At 47.2% G+C, this 23115-nt stretch carries 3 protein-coding genes; all 3 read left to right on the top strand.

Annotated features, from left to right (window positions below; genetic code table 11):
• The first annotated feature begins 21 nt into the window (after window positions 1–21).
• The 3 genes from G4P54_RS10510 to G4P54_RS10500 are packed head-to-tail and all read left to right on the top strand — an operon-like array spanning window position 22 to window position 23100.
• The gene (locus G4P54_RS10510; protein WP_167872618.1) at window positions 22–7707 is read left to right on the top strand and encodes a non-ribosomal peptide synthetase; all 7686 of its coding nucleotides are present in this window, start codon (window positions 22–24) and stop codon (window positions 7705–7707) included.
• 24 nt (window positions 7708–7731) lie between these two features.
• The gene (locus G4P54_RS10505) at window positions 7732–15414 is read left to right on the top strand and encodes a non-ribosomal peptide synthetase (protein ID WP_167872617.1); all 7683 of its coding nucleotides are present in this window, start codon (window positions 7732–7734) and stop codon (window positions 15412–15414) included.
• 18 nt (window positions 15415–15432) lie between these two features.
• On the top strand, window positions 15433–23100 hold the full coding sequence (locus G4P54_RS10500; protein ID WP_167872616.1) for a non-ribosomal peptide synthetase: 7668 nt from the start codon (window positions 15433–15435) through the stop codon (window positions 23098–23100).
• Window positions 23101–23115: the final 15 nt, after the last annotated feature.

Below are 23115 nucleotides of genomic sequence, written 5' to 3'. Positions count from 1 at the left end.
ATGAGAACTGGAGGGAATCCGTTGAGCGAACATACTTATTCTTTAACCCATGCCCAAAGGAGAGTGTGGTTTACCGAACTGCTGGATCCAGGCACCAGCATTTGCAATCTCACAGCCTGTGTGAAATTCAGAGGCAATCTTGATCTTGAGGCTCTAGAGAAAGCGCTGAATCATTCCATCTCCCGCAATGACGCCATCAGGTTTCATCTGCTGGAAGGAGAAGAGCCTGAACCGCGACTGTACCTTACTGATTATCAATATCATTCACTTGAAATAATAGATTTTTCAAATGTTGAAATGGTAGAAATAGAGCAGTGGATACAAGATCAGGCCAGAATCCCATTTAAACTATTCAACTCGCCTCTTTATCAATTTTACCTCCTTAGAATCCACACTCATGAGGTGTGGCTGTTTGCGAAATTCCATCATATTATAATGGACGGCATCTCTTTAAACGTGTTGGGAAATCAAATTATAGATCTTTATCAAAAAATGAAAAAGCAAGATCCTTTACCCGATCAACCTGAACCTTCTTACTTAAGCTACATCGAAAAAGAGAGTCAATATCTGCAATCTTCACGTTTTGTAAAGGACCGTTTATTTTGGACTCAAACCTTTCAGCCGCCGCCGGAATATCACTCGTTAGCGGGTCAGACGTCCTTACAAAAACAGAGCACATCCGCATCCAGAGATACCATCACACTTTCACCTCATCTAGGGCAAAAGATTCGAATCTTTTGCGAAGAACAAAAGATCAATATCATTTCCTTATTTATGTCTTCATTTTACATATGCATCAGCCGGATCACATCTAAAAGAGATCTTGCCATTGGCACCTACTATGGCAACAGAGGGTCAAAGGCTGAAAAAGAAATGCTCGGGATGTTCGTCAGTTCTCTTCCCATCAGAATAACGGTAGATCCTGACTCGGATTTTCTTTCCTTTGTCCGCAGAGTAGGCAGGGAACAGCTTTCCGTTATGCGTCACCAACGGTTTCCTTATAATTTGCTGGTGAATGAATTAAGAAAAGAACAGAAAGATTTACACAACCTTATTGGTATATCTATGCAGTATCAGCCGTTCCAATGGCACACTGCTGACGGTTTTGATTATGAAACGGCGCTTTACTTTAGTGGATACACCGCAAACGAATTGTCTGTTCAGATACAGGAACGAATAGACACCGGAACCATACAATTAAATTTCGACTATCAAAATACTTTGTTTTCTCTTGAGGATGTTAAACGAATACAGCACCATCTGCTTATGTTACTGGAAAACGCCCTTCAACATCCTCACAAATTGATAAAAGAATTAGATATGACTGACGTAAGAGAAAAACAAAAATTGTTGTATGAGTTTAACAAGACGGTAGCAGTTTCACCTGAAGTCCCAACCCTGCATGGGCTGTTTGAACGACAGGCAGCTGTCACACCGGAGCGGCCGGCTATCCGATTTTCCGGCGGTTTGCTGACGTACGCTGAGCTTGACCTGTATGCCAGCCGGCTGGCCGCCCACCTCGCGGCACGCGGCGTCACGAAGGAAAGCATCGTCGGTGTCCTGTCTGAGCGGTCACCTGACATGCTGATCGCTGTCCTTGCTGTCTTGAAGGCCGGCGGGGCCTATTTGCCGCTTGACCCAGCATATCCAAAGGAGCGGCTGAGCTACATGCTGAAAGACAGCGGGGCAGCGCTCTTGCTGACACAGCGGGGATGCTCCGCACCGAACTTTTCTGGCGAAACGCTTGAAATTGACATGACATCTCTTGCGGGCGAAAAAGCAGAAAACCATGTGTTTACTCCTGCTGACAGCGGTTCTCTCGCCTATGTCATCTATACATCGGGCTCTACCGGGCAGCCGAAAGGAGTGGCCGTTGAGCACCGCCAGGCTGTTTCCTTTCTGACCGGCATGCAGCACCAGTTTGCGCTTCAGGAAGATGACATTGTCATGGTGAAAACCTCTTTTTCCTTTGATGCATCTGTCTGGCAGCTGTTTTGGTGGTCGCTTTCCGGCGCTTCAGCGTATCTGCTTCCGCCCGGCTGGGAGAAAGATCCGGCATTGATCGTAAAAGCCATTCATCAGGAACGTATTACAACGGTTCATTTTATTCCGGCTATGCTGAACAGCTTTCTGGATCAAGCGGAAATCGAAAGGCTGAGTAACGGGACAAACCTGAAGCGTGTATTCGCCGGAGGTGAACCGCTTGCGCCCCATATGGCAGCCCGTTTTGCTTCTGTATTGCCGCATGTATCGCTGATCCATGGCTACGGGCCGACAGAAGCAACGGTAGATGCGGCATTTTATATGTTGGACCCAGAGCGGGACACGGATCGCTTGCGGATTCCGATCGGGAAGCCCGTACCTGGTGCGCGTTTGTATGTTTTAGATCCGCATTTAGCCGTACAGCCTACCGGTGTCGCTGGCGAACTGTACATTGCCGGAGCGGGTGTTGCCAGAGGTTATTTGAATCGGCCGGCATTAACGGCAGAGCGTTTTCTTGAGGACCCGTTTTATCCGGGTGAACACATGTACAAAACAGGGGATGTGGCGCGCTGGCTCCCTGACGGGAACATTGAATTCATCGGCCGGTTGGATGATCAAGCCAAAATCAGAGGCTACCGGATTGAGCCCGGAGAAATTGAAGCGGCGCTTAGAAGCATAGAAGGCATAAAGGAGGCAGCCGTGACCGTACGGACAGACAGCGGTGAGACGGAATTATGCGCTTATATAGAAGGGCTCCGGAGAAACGAAGTGCGGGCGCAGCTTGAGAGACAGCTGCCGGGTTACATGATCCCAGCCCATCTGATAGAGGTGGAACAGTGGCCGGTTACGCCGAGCGGAAAGCTGGACCGAAACGCCCTGCCAGCTCCTGACGGAGCTGCAGATGCGGAGACATACACGGCGCCGAGAAATGTGACAGAGATCAAGCTTGCCCAGTTATGGGAGGACGTCCTGAAAAACGGTCCTGTCGGCATTCATGACAACTTCTTTGACCGCGGAGGACATTCCTTAAAAGCAACGGCGCTTGTCTCCCGAATCTCAAAAGAATTCGATGTACAGGTGCCGCTGAAAGATGTGTTTGCCCATCCGACGGTAGAAGGTTTGGCTTCTGTTATCCGTGAAGGAACGGACAGTCCATATGAAGCGATGAAACCGGCGGAACAGCGTGAGACCTATCCGGTTTCCTCTGCCCAAAAGCGGATCTATGTCCTTCAGCAGCTGGAGGACGGAGGGACCGGCTACAATATGCCGGCTGTATTAGAACTGGAAGGGAAGCTTGATCCCAAAAGGCTGGACAGGGCTTTCAAAGAGCTGATCAAGCGCCACGAATCGCTTCGGACCTCCTTTGAACAGGATGAAGGCGGCGAGCCGATGCAGCGTATCCATGCCGAGGTGCCGTTTACATTACAGACGGCATTCCTCGGCGAACAAACCGAACAGGAAGCCGCAGCCGCGTTTATCAAACCGTTTGATCTCAGCCAAGCGCCGCTGTTCCGTGCCCAAATCGTAAAGGCAGCAGATGAACGGCACCTACTGCTGGTTGATATGCATCACATCATATCAGACGGTGTTTCCGTCAACATTCTGATTCGGGAATTCGGGGAGCTGTACAACAACCGGACCCTTCCGGCGCTTCCCATTCAATATAAAGACTACGCCGTATGGCAAGAAGGTTTTAAAAAAGGAGACGCATACCAGACGCAGGAGACGCACTGGCTGAAGCAGCTCGAGGGCGAGCTGCCGGTGCTGGATCTCCCGGCTGATCATACCCGACCGCCGGTGCGGAGCTTCGCGGGTGACAAGGTCTCATTTACGCTTGATCAAGAGGCAGCATCAAGGCTTCACAAGCTGGCACGGGAGAACGGAAGCACACTGTACATGGTGCTCCTTGCGGCCTACACAGCGTTATTGTCACGCTTAAGCGGACAGGAGGATATCATCGTCGGCTCGCCAATTGCCGGCCGTCCGCACAAGGATCTGGAGCCGATACTCGGCATGTTCGTGAACACGCTGGCGCTGCGGACACGCCCGGAGGGCGGGAAGCCGTTTGTGCAGTATTTGCAGGAAGTGCGCGACACTGCATTGGAAGCCTATGAGCACCAGGATTATCCGTTCGAAGAGCTTGTCGATAAGCTTCAACTAACACGGGATATGAGCCGGAATCCAGTATTTGATGCGATGTTTATCCTTCAAAATATGGAAAAACAGGACGTAGAATTGGAAGAAGTAACAGTCCGGCATGCCAATTTCGCACAGCACATTTCTTTATTCGATATCACGTTACTAGCAACGGAAACAGATGGTGCCCTTTGCTGCGAATTGGAATTCAGTACAGAAGTATTTCTGAAATCTACCATTAAACGCTGGGCAGCTCATTTTAGCGAATTTCTGCATGCGGCCATTTCTAATCCTGAAACAAGACTTTCACAAATAAACATACTTAGTGAAAAAGAAAAACAAAAAATACTCACTGAATTCAACAAAACTCAAGTTGAATTTTCTCAAAAAGATGTCGCATTCCATCGCATATTTGAAGCAAGAGCTGAAGAAACACCAGAACATATAGCTGTTATTGATGACGAAACAGAGATTAGCTATCGGCTTCTAAATGAAAAAGCCAATCGCCTGGCACGGACATTGCAAAGAAGAAAAGGGAAGAGACCAACAGTGGCTGTTTTAGCCAAGCGGTCCATTGATGCAGTTGTTGGAGTGCTGGCAGTGATGAAAGCCGGCGGAGTGTATATCCCAATCGATTCACACTATCCAAAAGCTCGCATTGAATACATTCTTCGTGATAGCGGGGCAGATATTCTTCTTTTACAGCAGGAATTGAAGTATTTGATTCCAAACTCACCTGAATCTGAAATGTCTAATATCTGCCTTGATGATGAAGCCTCGTATGAAGAAAATGGCTGCAACCTGAACTTATCTCCTGTTCCTGACGATGCAGCATATATCATTTATACGTCAGGAACTACAGGCGCGCCTAAAGGTGTTATTGTCACCTATCGAAACTTTACTCATGCTGCTCTTGCATGGCGTCAAATTTATGGGCTGGATAGGAAACCTGTCAGACTGCTTCAAATCGCGAGCTTTTCATTCGATGTCTTCTCAGGAGATTTGGCAAGAACATTGACCAACAGCGGAACTCTTATCGTTTGCCCGGATGAAAAGCGGCTGGAACCTGCTGAAATTTATAAAATCATGAGCGATAAGAGAATCACGATGATGGAATCCACACCTGCTCTCATTATTCCGGTGATGGAGTATATATACCGTAACCAGCTCAAGCTTCCTGAATTAAACATACTGGTTCTCGGTTCTGACATGGTGAAAGCTCAAGATTTCAAAACATTAATGGAGCGCTTTGGCCAAAGCATGCGCATCATCAATAGCTACGGTGTCACAGAGGCAACGATTGATTCGAGCTTTTATGAAACAAGTATGGGAGAAGAGTGGACGGGAGATAACGTACCAATCGGCAGCCCGCTTCCAAATGTACGCTTGTACGTACTCAGCCAGACTGATCAAATTCAGCCGATTGGCGTTGCCGGCGAACTGTGCATCGGCGGTGCAGGAGTTGCGAAAGGCTATCATAATAAGCCTGACTTAACACAAATAAAATTTACAGAAAATCCATTTGTCCCAGGAGAAAGACTGTACAGAACCGGTGATAGAGCCTGCTTGCTTCCAAATGGAATGATCCGGCTTCTTGGCCGAATGGATTACCAAGTGAAAATAAATGGATACAGAATTGAAACAGAAGAAATTGAAAGTGTTCTGCTTCAAACGGAGCTTGCAAGAGAAGCTGCTGTTACCGTTCAGCATGATAAGAATGGACATGCTAGTTTGGCAGCATATATTGTGCCTGCAGATGTCAATACGAATGCTCTCCGTGCTGCTTTAACAAAGGAACTGCCAGCGTATATGGTTCCTGCGCATCTGATTCCTTTAGAAAATATGCCTCTGACCCTGAACGGAAAGCTGGACAGAAATGCCTTGCCGGCTCCAAATGATGTGTTGTCGCGCTCATATACCGCACCAGTTAACGACATACAAAAAACGATGGCGTATATATGGGAAGATGTACTGAGTATGTCACGAGTCGGCATTCACGATTCCTTTTTTGCACTTGGCGGAGACTCAATTAAAGCATTACAAGTGGCAGCGCGGCTGGCCGCTGAAGGCTGGAGCATGACAATACGCGACTTATTCCGTTATCCAACAATTCATGAACTAAGCGGTCATCTCACACCATTGACATCTCAAGCGGGCCAGGCACCTGCGGAAGGTGAAGCTGACCTTACCCCGATTCAGCGAAGATTTTTCGGACAGGCTCATGCTTTTCACGATCATTATAACCAGTCCGTCATGCTTTTCAGTGAAAAAGGATTCAATGCTAACGCGCTTCGTTTAGCGCTTCGCAAAATAACCGAGCATCACGATGCAATTCGCATGGTTTTTCAACAAGACCAAAACGGCCATGTCGTTCAGTATAATCGCAGAGTGAATCACAAGGATCATGAGCTGTTCGGCCTTCATATCAAAGACTGGACAAAAGAATTGCTGGATAGAACTTATCTTGATGAAAAGCTATCCGCTGAGGAAACTGTCATTCAAAGCAAAATGAATGTACAAAAAGGACCTCTGCTGCAAGCTGGTTTGTTTCAAACGGCAGAAGGGGACCATCTTCTGATCGCGCTTCACCATCTTGTGATAGATGGCGTTTCTTGGAGAATTCTGCTTGAGGACTTAGCGGCAGCATACCAGCAGGCTTTAGAAAAACAAGAGATCCAATTACCGCCAAAAACCGATTCTTATTTATCCTACGCCAGTGGTCTTGCACAAATAGCTGAAAGCAAACAATTGCTTGCAGAAAAACCGTATTGGCAAACGATTTTGGACGCTCACACTGCTTTTCTGCCTAAGGACACAGAGAATATGCCGGACAGACTGCAATTGAACAGCGATAGCTCAATGTTTACACTATCCGGGGACTGGACTAAAAAATTGCTGTTTGAAACCCAGAAAGCCTACGGCACTGATGCCAACGAGCTTTTGCTTACGGCTTTAGGATTGGCGCTTTCCGAATGGACAGGGCATGACCAAATCGTAATCAGCACTGAGGGACACGGAAGAGAAGAGCATGTGCCAAATATTGATATTTCACGGACAGTTGGCTGGTTTACTTCCATTTATCCTATTCTGCTGGACCTGAGTATTCCTGAGCCTTTCGAAGATCAGCTCGCTTACCGAATTAAGACGACAAAAGATATGCTGAGAAGAGTGCCGAACAAAGGAACTGGCTACGGCTTGTTAACACAGATAGGAGAACTGCGGCATAAAGAGCCTGAGGTCAGCTTTAATTATCTCGGCCAATTTAGCGAAGAGAAGGAGTCTGAAACGTTTCAATTATCATATTACCAGCCTCGTTACGAAATAGCGGATGAGAGAGAACGAGAATATGAGCTGGACATCAATGCTCTCATTACAGACGGACGGCTTCAAGTAAAGGCGGTATACACCCAAGCATTCAGCAAACATACAATTGAGTGTTTTATGGATCGTTTCCACAGGCATCTTGTCGATATGATAGAGCATTGTTCGCAGAAAAAAATACGCGAAAAAACGCTGAGTGATTTCAGCAATAAGGAATTAACGTTGTCTGCATTATCTAGCATCGAAAATCTTGTGAAAGATCTTTAACTTTTGAAAAGGTGTGTGGAATTGATGGCACAATCGGCACAAATTCAAGATATTTATCCGTTATCGCATATGCAGGAAGGAATGCTGTTTCATTCACTGATGGATTTCAGCTCGAAAGCCTATGTCGAACAGACCTCGTTTACGATCACGGGGAATTTATGCATCGACTCGTTTCAAAAGAGCTTAAACCTTCTCGTTTCCCGATATGATATTTTCAGAACGATTTTTATTAAAGAAGTACCAGATCTTACAGGACCGCAGCAGGTAGTCTTATCAAATCGCGAATTGACAGTGTATAAAGAAGATTTTTCTCACATGGCTGATCATGAACAGCAGGTGCTGATCGATGAATTTATGACGAAGGATCGAGAAAAAGGATTTGATCTGCAAAAAGATCCGTTAATGCGTCTTGCTCTTTTTGATAGAGGCGACAGCAAATATACGTGTGTATGGACACATCACCATATCATTATGGATGGCTGGTGTCTCGGCATTATTCTTAAAGAGTTTTTCAGCATGTATGATTCACTCAGCAATAACAGGCCTGTGCAGCTTGGCAGCACGGTGCCATACAGCCGCTATATTGAATGGCTTGGAGAAAAAGATCAGGAAGAGACTGCAGCTTACTGGAGCGAATATTTGGAGGAATACGGCAATACCGCTTCTATTCCCCGGATAAAGCCCCGCCCAGCGAACGGGGATTATAAAGCTGCACAGGTCAGCTTTTCTTTAACACCGGAAATGGTTGAGAAACTGACAGAGGCCGCGCAGAGTTGGGGAGTTACACTAAATACGTTGTTTATGAGTATTTGGGGCGTGCTTCTGCACCGATATACCGCAGCTGATGATGCAGTTTTTGGTTCCGTTATTTCAGGACGTCCGTCAGCGATTGATGGGATTGAATCAATGGTCGGCTTGTTTATTAATACGGTTCCAGTACGAATTCGATCTGCGGAGGGCATGACGTTTTCTTCGCTGGTCAAAGCTGTGCAGGAGGATATTTTATCATCTGAACAGCATGGGTATTACCCGCTTTATGACATTCAAAACCATAGTCCATTGAAGCAAGGTTTGATCGATCATATTTTTGTCTTTGAAAATTATCCTGTACAGCTTGATCAGGCATTACGCATCGAGAGCGAGAATGAGGAAAATGCGCTGAAGCTGAGTGACATTTCAATGTCGGAGCAAACCAATTACGACTTTAATATCGTTATCGTTCCGGGAGAATCATTCTATATTAAATTCAGCTACAACGCAGCTGTTTACGAACGTGAAGAGATGCTGCGGATTCAGTGCCATCTAAAGCAAGCGCTGGAGTGCATTGTGACACATCCCGATATTGCCGTCAGTGACATTCATATCGTGCCGCCGGAGGAGCAAAAGGCTATCCAATTGTTTAACGAAACAGAGCGTCCTTATGTGAACAAAACAATAGCCCAATTGTTCGAGGAACAATTTCACAAAACACCTGAAGCTGCTGCATTGAAAATGGGGGATGAATGCTGGACCTATCGCCAATTAAATGAAAGAGCCAATCAGATTGCGCACGCCCTGATAGAAAAAGGCGTTGGATCTGGAGATGTCGTCGCTGTGATGATGAGGCGGTCAATGGAGATGCCTGCAGCTTTGCTCGCCATTTGGAAAGCGGGGGGCGCTTATATGCCGCTTGATCCAAATTTTCCAACAGAACGTCTTTCTTTCTTGCTGAAGGACAGTCAAGCGGCTCACTTGCTGATAGAAGAAGACCTCATGACATGTATCCCGCCGCACTATGAAGGAAAAATGATACCGATAGAACGTACAGAAAGTCACCAAACAATAGCTCCAGATGTGCCGCCTGGTAATCTTGCCTACTTAATCTATACGTCGGGAACGACAGGGCGGCCAAAAGGTGTTCTTGTTGATCATCAAGGCATTGCCAACACATTGCAATGGAGACGGGAAGAGTATGGCATGGCCGAACAGGATATATCTCTCCATTTGTTTTCATATGTGTTTGACGGCTGTCTGACAAGCTTGTTTACCCCGCTTTTATCCGGTGCATGCGTACTGCTGACAACGGATGACGAAGCAAAGGATGTGCTAGCCCTTAAGAAAAAAATAGCACGCTATAAGGTCAGTCACATGATCATTGTTCCTTCTCTGTACCGGGTGTTACTGGAAGTGCTGACTGCAGAGGATGCAAAAAGCCTTCGGATTGTGACATTTGCGGGTGAAGCGGTCACGCCTGATCTGCTTGAGATGAGTCAAAAGATTTGTCCTTCTGCAGAATTGACAAATGAATACGGACCCACAGAAAACAGTGTGGCAACAACAATATTGCGTCAATTGAACGAAAAAGAGAGGATCACGATCGGACACCCGATTGCAAACACGAAAGTATTTGTTTTACACGGAAATCAAATGCAGCCGATCGGCGCGGCAGGCGAACTGTGTATTTCCGGCGCGGGTCTTGCCAGAGGGTACTACAAACAGCCAGATCTGACAGATAAAGCCTTTTCCGATCATCCGTTCCTTGAAGGGGAGAGTGTATACCGAACAGGTGATGCAGGCCGCTTTTTGCCGGACGGAACGATTGAATATGTCGGACGTTTTGATGATCAAGTGAAAATCAGGGGTTACCGCATTGAACTGAGAGAGATTGAAATGGTTCTTCGACAGGCACCAGGTGTAAAGGAAGCAGCGGTACTGGCCCGGGATGTTTCTGCTGAGGAAAAGGGGCTCGTTGCTTATATCGTACCGGAAAAGGGAAACAGTCTCCCTGATTTATATCGGCATCTTGCCGGAACACTGCCGTCCTATATGATCCCCGCAAGTATGATCAACATCATCCGGATGCCATTAACGTCCAGCGGGAAGCTTGACCGGTCAGCACTCCCTGAACCTGAAAGCAATGCGAGCCTCACCTATATGCCGCCCCGAACTTTAATCGAAGCGGATCTCGCACTTATTTGGGGAGATGTGCTGAATAAACAGCAAATCGGCATTCGCGATGATTTCTTTCAGTTAGGCGGACAGTCCTTAAAAGCCGCCGCGCTGGTTTCAAGGATACATAAAAAGCTGAATGTCGAGCTGCCGCTCAGTGAGGTTTTTTCTAACCCGACGATTGAAAGCATGGCAGTCAAATTGATGAGCTTAAAAAAACATGCATTTACACAGATTGAGCCTGCGGATCAAAGAGATGTCTATCCGCTGTCTTTCTCGCAAAAACGATTATATGCTCTTCATCAGCTGGCAGATGACAGCACAGGCTACAACATGCCCGCTGTACTTGAATTAAACGGAAACCTGAATCACCAGCGGCTGAGAAGCGTTCTCACAGAACTTGTGAATCGGCATGAAGCATTGCGGACTGGTTTTATGCTTGACAGAGGCGAGCCCGTGCAGATCATTTATCCAGAGATGGCTTTTGATCTGAAAGAGCTTGAAATGGGTTCAGAAAAAACGCTTCAGACTGCAATTGAGTCCTTTATCAAACCATTTGATCTATCGTCCGGCCCGCTTTTTAGAGCTTGTGTCATTTCGATGGGCAATAAACGCGGCTTTTTGCTGCTTGATATGCATCATATTATTGCTGATGGTGTCTCGATGAGCACTTTAGTTCAAGAATTTACTGACTTATATTGCGGAAAAGAGCTGCCAGCTTTAAACCTGCATTATAAGGATTTTGCTGTTTGGCAGCAAGAGAAGTATCCGAGAGAGCTGTACAAAAAACAGGAGGCCTACTGGCTCAACCAGCTAGGCGGGAGTCTTCCTGTGTTAGATTTACCGCTTGATAAAACAAGGCCGCGCCTCCCTGATTTCAGCGGCGGAACAATCGAAGTACACATTGATAAAGACATGGCGGACGAGCTGCACCATTTAATGGCTGAAACGGGAACAACATTGTATATGATCCTTCTGGCTGTCTATTCTATTTTGCTTTCCAAGCTAAGCAGGCAAGAGGATATTGTTGTCGGCTCGCCTGCTGCCGGAAGACCGCACGCCGATCTGGAACGCGTCATCGGAATGTTCGTCAATACGTTGGCGATGCGCAGCCAGCCCGAAGGCCATAAAACATTCAGCTCTTATTTGCAGGACATTCGCCACTTGGCTCTGACGGCTTATGAACATCAAGATTATCCTTTTGAGGAGCTGGCAAATAAGCTCGATACACATCGAGAAGTAAACCGCAACCCGCTGTTCGATGCGATGCTCGTGCTTCAAAGCAGTGAGGATTTTCAGTTCGAAGTGCCTGGTTTATCGATTTCGTCTGTCACTCCAAAACACGATATATCTAAATTCGATTTGACATTACATGCTGAGGAGCATGCGGGCGGAATTCGCTGCCGTTTTGAATACAGCACTGCCCTTTTTGAAGAGGAGACCATCGCACGGTGGGCATCCTATTTTATTGAGCTGTTAAAAAGTGTAACGGCGGATACCGGGATGAGAATTTCGGATATGCAATTGCTTCCTGCTGCAGAGCGGAATTTGCTCCTTGAAGAAATGGGACAGTATGCGGCATTTCCGAAAAACGAAAACATTGTAAGCTTATTTGAAAAAAAAGCAGCTCAGCATCCGGAGCATCTCGCAGTGGTGTGCGGCGACGCTCAGATTACCTACCGAGAGCTGAAAGAAAAAGCAGAGCGGACAGCTGCTATGCTGATTAAACAAGGAGTCAGCACTGGGGATATCGTCGGTCTGATGCTCGACCGGTCACCTGATATGGTCATTGGCGTTTTATCGATTTTAAAAGCCGGGGGAGCCTATTTGCCGATTGATCCTGAATATCCTCAGGAACGTATTAGCTTTATGCTTAATGACAGCGGGACAGAAATATTGCTGACAAAGCGCGGTCAAAACAAACCAGCAGACTACAGCGGGCATATGTTGTACCTCGATGAAGGCGAAACCGACTCAATTCCGGCTGATTTAAACATTCAAGAAAACCTAGCGGATCAGCCGGCATACGTGATATACACATCCGGAACAACTGGCCAGCCAAAGGGTGTCATTGTCGAGCACCGCAATGTAATCAGTCTCTTAAAGCATCAAAACCTGCCTTTTGAATTTGACCATGAAGACGTCTGGACGTTCTTTCATTCATATTGCTTTGATTTCTCTGTATGGGAAATGTTTGGTGCGTTATTGAACGGAAGTACACTCGTTGTGGTTTCTAAGGAAACAGCCCGTGACCCTCAGGCATTCCGATTATTGTTAAAGAAAGAACACGTCACTGTACTCAATCAGACCCCGACAGCTTTTTACAGCCTGATGCATGAAGATCAAAACCATTCGGATCGATTAAACATCCGATACGTCATTTTTGGCGGCGAAGCTTTACAGCCCGGCATGCTTCAAAGCTGGAATGATAAATATCCTGATACTGATTTGATCAATATGTACGGTATTACAGAAACGACGGTACATGTCACATTCAAAAAATTGTCCGCAGCTGATATTGCCGCAAATAGAAGCAATATCGGACGGCCACTTTCAACTCTGCAGGCTTATGTGATGGATGCTCATATGAACCTGCAGCCGATCGGAGTTCCAGGGGAGCTTTATATAGGCGGTGAAGGCGTGGCGCGGGGATATCTCAACAGAGATGAGCTGACAGCTGACCGCTTTGTACCCAATCCGTATCTTCCGAAAGACAGATTATATCGAACCGGAGACCTTGCGAAACGCCTGTCAAATGGCGAACTGGAATACTTAGGCCGCATTGATGATCAGGTGAAAGTCAGAGGGCACCGTATTGAGTTGGGCGAAATCCAAGCGGCTCTTCTTCAGCATCCGATTATTAAAGAGGCAGCTGTCATTACAAGAACAGATGAGCAAGGACAAACAGCTGTTTATGCATACATGGTGACAAAAGATCAACAGGCCCCGAATACATCAAATATTCGTGCTTCTCTAAAAACCATGCTGCCTGACTTTATGCTGCCCGCCCGTTTCATACAGATTGAAAGCATCCCGCTGACTGTTAATGGAAAGCTTGATCAGAAAGCCCTGCCTGAACCCGAGAAACACGCTTATCCTGCTGATGATATCAGCCCAAGAAACGAGATTGAAAGGGTGGTAGCTGAAATTTGGGAGGAGCTTCTTAGTGTGGATGAGCTGGGCGTAAACGCTAATTTCTTTGAGCTGGGCGGAGATTCTATTAAAGCGCTGCAAGTTTGTGCCAGACTGAAGCAGCGCGGATTTGAAACGACAGTACGTGAGATGTTTGAACATCAGACTATTGGTGAACTGTCCGCTCGGGTTCGAAAAGCTGTGCGCGTCATTGACCAAGGCCCGGTCGAGGGAGAGATCGCTTGGACACCTGTCCAGCAATGGTTTTTCTCTCAATCTCTGGAAACCCATCATTTTAACCAGTCCGTTATGCTTTACCGGGCTGAACGATTTGATGAGATTGCACTTAGAAGAGTGCTAAAAAGCCTGGTGACTCATCATGACGCACTGAGAATCATATGCAAGTATGACGATGGCCACCCGGTGCAGTTCAATAGAGGGATTGATCTTCCAGATGACGAGCTATATGCTCTTGAACTGTTTGATGTAAAGGGTAACTTAATAGAAGCACAAAACAGGATTAAGGAAACAGCCAGCCAGATTCAGCAGCATATTTGTTTGGAAACCGGCCCTTTGCTTCACGCTGGATTGTTTAGAACCGAAAATGGTGACCATTTGTTTCTGACGATTCATCACTTGGTTATTGATGCGGTTTCATGGCGCATTCTGTTCGAGGATTTTTCAACAGCTTACAAGCAGGCAGTCATAGGAGAATCTATTCAACTGCCGCAAAAAACAGATTCATATGTAACGTATTCACAAAGAATAGCTGACTATTCTAAAAGCCGCCAGATGCAGCGCGAAGCAGCGTATTGGGATGAACGTGAGAACCGTCACATTCAACCTATTCCTAAAGACAATGACGCAGCGCCTAACACATTCAAAGAGACAGAAGTGATTGATTTTGAGCTGTCACGCGATCACACCGAATTATTGTTAACGGCTGCACATAAAGCCTACAGCACGGAGATGAACGATATCCTGCTGACAGCTTTAGGTCTTGCTTTGCAGCGATGGACGGGCTCTGATCAGTTTAAAATCAGCATGGAGGGCCATGGAAGGGAATCATATCTTGAGGACATTGATATGAGCAGAACGGTCGGCTGGTTCACCTCGATTTATCCTGTGTGGCTTGATATGAGTGATTCTGATCATAAGAACAACGATGAGCGGCTGAGCCATCTCATTAAACAGACAAAAGATATGCTGCATCGTATACCGCATAAAGGCGCAGGCTACGGTGTGCTGAAATATATCAGCAACAGATGGGGCTCTGAGAAATACAGCCCGGAAATCAGCTTTAATTATTTAGGCCAGTTTGATCAGGATATTCAATCAAAAGCCTTTGAGGTTTCTGACATCAAGCCGGAAAATGAGATCAGCCCGAACTGGGAGCGGCCTTATGCACTGGATATCAGCGGCGCTGTTTCTTCTGGGTGCCTGAACATACACATCATCTATAACAGGCTGCAATTCGAAGAAAAAACAATCCAAACATTTGCCGGGCATTTTAAACAGACACTGGAAAACATCATTGAGCATTGTACGGGCAAAGAAAGTCGAGAATGGAGCGCATCTGATTTCACTGATGAAGATTTAACGCTTGATGAACTGAGTGAGATTATGGGAGCCGTCAACAAACTATAGGGAGAGGAGATTCAACTGATGCCGCAGCAACCCGAAATACAGGATATATACCCTTTGTCTTTTATGCAGGAAGGGATGCTTTTTCACTCACTGTATGATGAACAGTCAAGAGCTTATTTTGAACAGGCTTCTTTTACGATCCATGGACAGCTTGACTTAGAGCGTTTTCAGAAAAGTATGGAAGCTGTTTTTGACAGATATGAAATCTTCCGAACAGCGTTCATCTATAAAAATGTAGCCAAACCTCGTCAAGTCGTGCTCAAGCATCGTCATTGCCCTGTCCATTTTGAAGATATTTCCCATCTCAATGAAAGGGATAAAGAACATTGTACCGAGGCATTCAAAGAACAGGACAAATCCAGAGGCTTTGATCTCCAAACTGATGTACTGATGAGAATATCTATTTTAAAATGGGCGCCTGATCATTATGTCTGTATCTGGAGCCACCATCATATTTTAATGGATGGCTGGTGTTTAGGCATCGTCATTAAGGATTTTATTCACATTTATCAAGCGCTGGATAAAGGACAGCTTCCTGATTTGCCTCCCGTACAGCCGTACGGGACGTATATTAAATGGCTGATGCAGCAAGAGCGTGAAGAAGCAGCTGAGTATTGGAAAAAGAGGCTTGAGCATTTCGAAAAATCTACGCCTCTGCCAAAAAGAACAGATCAATTTCAGGATGGGACATTACAGCAGATCACGTTCACCATTCCTGAAAAAGAAACCTCGGATTTACAGAAAATCGCAGCAGCTTCTGGAGCGACACTAAATACTGTGTTCCAAGCTTTATGGGGGGTTATGCTCCAAAAGTTTAATCGCTGCAGCGATGCTGTGTTCGGATCAGTTATATCAGGCAGACCTTCTGAGCTAAAAGATGTGGAAAACATGGTCGGACTTTTTATCAATACCATTCCTATTCGGGTCCAAAGTGCTTCTCTTTCTTTTTCTGACTTAGTCAGCAGGATGCAAAAGGACATGACTGAAGCAGAAGCGTATAGTTACTTCCCTTTATATGACATTCAGGCGCAGAGTGCTCTTAAACAAGAGCTGATTGATCATATTATCGTCTTTGAAAATACACCTACTCAACAAGAGATCGAAGAGCTGAATCAAGCTGGATCATTTGATTTCTCCGTGAAAGATTTTGAGATGGAAGAGGTAACTAATTACAGATGCAGTGTCAAAGTGATCCCAGGGCGTACTTTGTACGTTCGGATTCATTTTCATACAGGCGCTTATCAACCAAATATGATGTCTGAGATAAAAGGTTATTTACAGCACATGATCTCTGACGTCATCTCTGATCCATCTCTTCCTGTGTCAAAGATGACATTGCTGGATGAGGACAAAACACGGAAAATCGTTTCTCAAAATAACAGGACAGTATCTGTTTCACCTGAAGCCCCAACCCTGCACGGTCTGTTTGAACGACAGGCAGCTGTCACACCGGAGCGGCCGGCTATCCGATTTTCCGGCGGCTCGCTGACGTATGCTGAGCTTAACCTGTATGCCAGCCGGCTGGCCGCCCACCTCGCGGCACGCGGCGTCACGAAGGAAAGCATCGTCGGTGTCCTGTCTGAGCGGTCACCTGACATGCTGATCGCTGTCCTTGCTGTCTTGAAGGCCGGCGGGGCCTATTTGCCGCTTGACCCAGCATATCCAAAGGAGCGGCTGAGCTACATGCTGAAAGACAGCGGAGCAGCGCTCTTGCTGACACAGCGGGGATGCTCCGCACCGAACTTTTCTGGCGAAACGCTTGAAATTGACATGACATCTCTTGCGGGCGAAAAAGCAGAAAACCATGTGTTTACTCCTGCTGACGGCGGTTCTCTCGCCTATGTCATCTATACATCGGGCTCTACCGGGCAGCCGAAAGGAGTGGCCGTTGAGCACCGCCAGGCTGTTTCCTTTCTGACCGGCATGCAACACCAGTTTGCGCTTCAGGAAGATGACATTGTCATGGTGAAAACCTCTTTTTCCTTTGATGCATCTGTCTGGCAGCTGTTTTGGTGGTCGCTTTCCGGCGCTTCGGCGTATCTGCTTCCGCCCGGCTGGGAGAAAGATCCGGCATTGATCGGAAAAGCCATTCATCAGGAACGTATTACAACGGTTCATTTTATTCCGGCTATGCTGAACAGCTTTCTGGATCAAGCGGAAATCGAAAGGCTGAGTGACGGGACAAGCCTGAAGCGTGTATTCGCCGGAGGTGAACCGCTTGCGCCCCATATGGCAGCCCGTTTTGCTTCTGTATTGCCTCATGTATCGCTGATCCATGGCTACGGGCCGACAGAAGCAACGGTAGATGCGGCATTTTATGTGTTGGACCCAGAGCGGGACACGGATCGCTTACGGATTCCGATCGGGAAGCCCGTACCGGGTGCGCGTTTGTATGTTTTAGATCCGCAATTAGCCGTACAGCCTACCGGTGTCGCCGGCGAACTGTACATTGCCGGAGCGGGTGTTGCCAGAGGTTATTTGAATCGGCCGGCATTAACGGCAGAGCGTTTTCTCGAGGACCCGTTTTATCCTGGTGAACGCATGTACAAAACAGGGGATGTGGCGCGCTGGCTCCCTGACGGGAACATTGAATTCATCGGCCGGTTGGATGATCAAGTCAAAATCAGAGGCTACCGAATTGAGCCCGGAGAAATTGAAGCGGCGCTTAGAAGCATAGAAGGCATAAGGGAGGCAGCCGTGGCCGTACGGACAGACAGCGGGGAGCCGGAATTATGCGCATATATAGAAGGACTCCGGAGAAACGAAGTGCGGGCGCAGCTTGAGAGACAGCTGCCGGGTTACATGATCCCAGCCCATCTGATAGAGGTGGAACAGTGGCCGGTTACGCCGAGCGGAAAGCTGGACCGAAACGCCCTGCCAGCTCCTGACGGAGCTGCAGATGCGGAGACATACACGGCGCCGAGAAATGTGACAGAGATCAAGCTTGCCCAGTTATGGGAGGACGTCCTGAAAAACGGCCCTGTCGGCATTCACGACAACTTCTTTGACCGCGGAGGACATTCCTTAAAAGCAACGGCGCTTGTCTCCCGAATCTCAAAAGAATTCGATGTACAGGTGCCGCTGAAAGATGTGTTTGCCCATCCGACGGTAGAAGGGCTGGCTTCTGTTATCCGTGAAGGAACGGACAGTCCATATGAAGCGATGAAACCGGCGGAACAGCGTGAGACCTATCCGGTTTCCTCTGCCCAAAAGCGGATCTATGTCCTTCAGCAGCTGGAGGACGGAGGGACCGGCTACAATATGCCGGCTGTATTAGAACTGGAAGGGAAGCTCGCCCCCGAAAGGCTGGACAGAGCTTTCAAAGAGCTGATCAAGCGCCACGAGTCGCTTCGGACATCCTTTGGACAGGATGAAGGCGGCGAGCCGATGCAGCGTATCCATGCCGAGGTGCCGTTTACATTACAGACGGCAGACCTCGACGAACAAACTGAACAGGAAGCGGCAGCCGCGTTTATCAAACCGTTTGATCTCAGCCAAGCGCCGCTGTTCCGTGCCCAAATCGTAAAAGTATCAGATGAACGGCACCTATTGCTGGTTGATATGCATCACATCATATCAGACGGTGTTTCCGTCAACATTCTGATTCGGGAATTCGGGGAGCTGTACAACAACCGGACCCTTCCGGCGCTTCCCATTCAATATAAAGACTACGCCGTATGGCAAGAAGGTTTTAAAAAAGGAGACGCATACCAGAGGCAGGAGACGCACTGGCTGAAGCAGCTCGAGGGCGAGCTGCCGGTGCTGGATCTCCCGGCTGATCATACCCGCCCGCCGGTGCGGAGCTTCGCGGGTGACAAGGTCTCATTTACGCTTGATCAAGAGGCAGCATCAAGGCTTCACAAGCTGGCACGGGCGAACGGAAGCACACTGTACATGGTGCTCCTTGCGGCCTACACAGCGTTATTGTCACGCTTAAGCGGACAGGAGGATATCATCGTCGGCTCGCCAATTGCCGGCCGTCCGCACAAGGATCTTGAGCCGATACTCGGCATGTTTGTGAACACGCTGGCGCTGCGGACACGCCCGGAGGGCGGGAAGCCGTTTGTGCAGTATTTGCAGGAAGTGCGCGACACAGCATTGGAAGCCTATGAGCATCAGGATTATCCGTTCGAAGAGCTTGTCGATAAGCTTGGAGTGACGCGGGACATGAGTCGGAATCCGCTGTTTGACGTGATGTTTGTTCTTCAAAATATGGATCAGGAATCGATTCATTTGGATGAACTGCATCTAAAACCTGCAGCAAACAATGGGCATCAAACGTCAAAATTTGATTTAACCCTGTATGCTCACGAACAGCCCCGCGGTTTGCTGACGTTCCAAATGGAATTTAGTACGGACTTATATAAGAAGAAAACGATAGAAAAGTGGCTTCACTATTTCATCAATATGTTACTCTCCATCATCCAAGACAACAAAGCCGCTCTCGGATCAATAAATATACTGAATGAGGATGAGACCCATTACCTTATCCATGAGCTCAATCGTACAAAAATTGAATATCCAAGAAATGAAACCATCAGCAGACTCTTTGAAATGCAGGCGGAACAAACGCCTAATGCCATAGCAATTGTCAGCGATACACAAGAGTTAACTTACGCGGATCTGAACAGCTGGGCAAATCAAATTGCTTCACTTCTACAGAGAAAGGGAGTCGGTCCCGATCGAGTCGTAGCCTTGTTGGCAGGACGAACGCCAGAACTCATAGCCGGAATGCTGGGTATTCTGAAAGCCGGGGGAGCCTATTTGCCTATCGCTTCTGATCTGCCTGTTGAGCGAATAGCTTACATCCTGTCGGACAGCGGAGCGACATTGCTTCTTCAATCTGAAAAAATCGACAAACGGCTATTAGACATTGAATGTGAACAAATCATAATCGAAGACATTCAAAAGCAAGGAGAAACAAAGAACATTGAATCTTCAGCAGGGCCGCATTCGCTTGCTCATATCATTTATACCTCTGGATCAACCGGTAAACCAAAGGGTGTCATGATTGAGCAGCGAAGTGTCATTCGCCTTGTTAAAAACAGCAATTATATTGCATTTACACCTGCAGACCGTCTTCTCATGACATCATCAATCGGTTTTGATGGTGTGACATTTGAAATATTTGGACCGCTGCTAAATGGGGCAGCTTTGCACCTGTCCGAGAAACAGGCATTTCTCGATCCCCATCAGCTGAAGAGATACATAGAACATCACGGGATCACAACGATGTGGCTGACATCTTCTCTATTCAATCATTTGACAGAGCAAAATGAGACAACATTTTCACAGTTGAACCATCTGATTATTGGCGGGGAAGCTTTGTCGGTGAGCCATGTCAATCGAATCAGAAATGCCTGCCCGGAAGTATCGATATGGAATGGATATGGGCCAACCGAAAATACAACTTTTTCGACATGTTTCCATGTTCAAAAAACATATGAACTTTCCATTCCGATCGGGCGGCCGATTGGTAATTCCACCGCTTATATCTTAAATAAATGGGGAATGCTGCAGCCGATCGGAGCTGTTGGCGAACTTTGTGTCGGCGGAGATGGCGTCGCCAGAGGATATTTGGGCCGTCCTGATTTAACGAGAGAGAAATTTATCCCAAATCCATTTGCATCTGGCGATCGACTGTACCGCACAGGTGATCTGGCGCGCTGGCTTCCCGATGGCACAATTGAGTACGCTGGCCGTATTGATGATCAAGTAAAAGTCAGAGGCTACCGGGTGGAGCTGGGTGAGATCGAATCAGCACTTCGCCAAATAGAGGGGGTCAAAGAAGCAGCTGTATTGGCGCGAACAGGACAGACAGGGAGCAAAGAGCTGTTTGGCTACATCAGTGTAAAAGCAGGCACGACCGCTGAACAAGTGCGATCTCTTCTTGCGCGTTCACTGCCAAATTATATGATTCCGGCGTACATCATTGAAATGGATACACTTCCGCTCACATCAAACGGCAAATTGAACCGGCAAGCCCTGCCTGAACCAGATTTTGCATCTAAACAAACGTACGTCCCCCCACGCAACGAACTTGAAGAGCAGCTGGCATTGATCTGGCAAGAGGTTCTAGGCATCCAGAGGATCGGAATAGAGGATTCGTTCTTTGAATTGGGCGGAGATTCAATCAAAGCGCTTCAAGTTTCTGCACGTCTCGGGCGCCACGGGTTAAGCCTGCAGGTAAGCGATCTATTTCGTCATCCGAAGATAAAAGACGTATCACCATTTATCCGAAAGACAGAGAGAGTCATAGAGCAAGGACCCGTTCAGGGAGATGTTCCCTGGACACCTGTTCAGCAATGGTTTCTTTCACAAGATATTGAAGAACGACACCATTTCAATCAGTCTGTCATGCTTTTCCATGCTGACCGTTTGTCTGAAGACGCTCTTAGAGCATCTTTAAAAAAACTGGCGGAGCATCATGATGCGCTTCGGATGGTTTATCGCAACGATGACGGGCGGTGGATTCAAATCAACCAAAGCATACATGAATCACAGCTATATCGTTTAAGAATATCTGATCTTTCACAGACAGAAGGCGGTTGGGAAACACAAATCAAACAAGAAGTTGCAGATCTTCAGCAAAGCATCAATTTACAGGAAGGACCATTGTTACATGCCGCGTGGTTTAAAACATTGACCGGAGATTACTTGTTTCTTACGATCCATCATCTTGTCGTTGATGGTGTGGCATGGCGGATTTTGCTGGAGGATTTGTCAGCAGGGTACCAACAAGCGGCTTCTGGCCAGGCGATTCAGCTTCCGCCTAAAACTGATTCTTATCAAGAATACGCCAGACGGATTCAGGAATATGCCCAAAGCAGCAAGCTGATTCGCGAAGAGGCGTATTGGCGAAGTGCAGAAGAACAGCAAGCTGCGGAACTGCCATATGACATGCCGCTTCAAGAGAACATCGGCTGCGGCAGGAGGGACTCGGTAAGCTTTTCTCTCTCTGAAGCAGACACTGACATTTTGCTGCAAAACGTCAATCACGCCTATGGTACAGATACACAAGATATTCTGTTAACCGCGGCATCCTTGGCGATTTGTGAATGGGCAGGCGGAAAGAAGCTCCGAATCGCTATGGAAGGACACGGAAGAGAACACATTATGCCGGAGTTAGATATCAGCCGGACGGTCGGCTGGTTTACATCCATGTACCCGGCCCTCATAAGCTTTGAAAATCATAGGGATGAACTTGGAACCGCAGTAAAAACCGTTAAAGATACACTGGGCCGGATACCAAACAAAGGGGTGGGTTACGGTATGCTGAAATACCTCACACACCCTGATAACAAAAGCATTTCGTTTTCAAAAACACCTGAAATCAGCTTTAACTATTTGGGCCAGTTCAATGACATAGAAAGACAGGGCAGTTTCCGTCCATCAAGTCTTGGAAGCGGAACGGATATCACTCTTACATGGAAGCGTGAGCAAATCATTGAGATGAGTGCTATGGCGGCAGACAAAAAGCTTCATTTTAATCTTAGTTATCCGCCAGCCCGCTTTCATCGACACACAATGGAGCAGCTGCTCAACAGGATCGAACACTTTTTGCTGGACATTATGAAACACTGCGCCGGTAAACAGACAGCAGAAAAGACACTGAGCGATTTTAGCAGTCAATCATTAACGACAGAGGATTTGGACAGTATATCCAGCTTGGTGGAAGAATTGTAGAAAATCATGACAGGG

This window comes from Bacillus tequilensis, from assembly GCF_012225885.1.
GTDB lineage: Bacteria > Bacillota > Bacilli > Bacillales > Bacillaceae > Bacillus > Bacillus tequilensis.
Note: the sequence above shows the minus strand (reverse complement) of the source record. Positions and strands in the feature narration are given on the sequence as shown.

Excerpts from the sequence above, each read along its gene's own strand:
- G4P54_RS10505 (WP_167872617.1), top strand. The coding sequence starts at position 7,732 with ATGGCACAATCGGCACAAATTCAAGATATTTATCCGTTATCGCATATG.
- G4P54_RS10500 (WP_167872616.1), top strand. The coding sequence starts at position 15,433 with ATGCCGCAGCAACCCGAAATACAGGATATATACCCTTTGTCTTTTATG.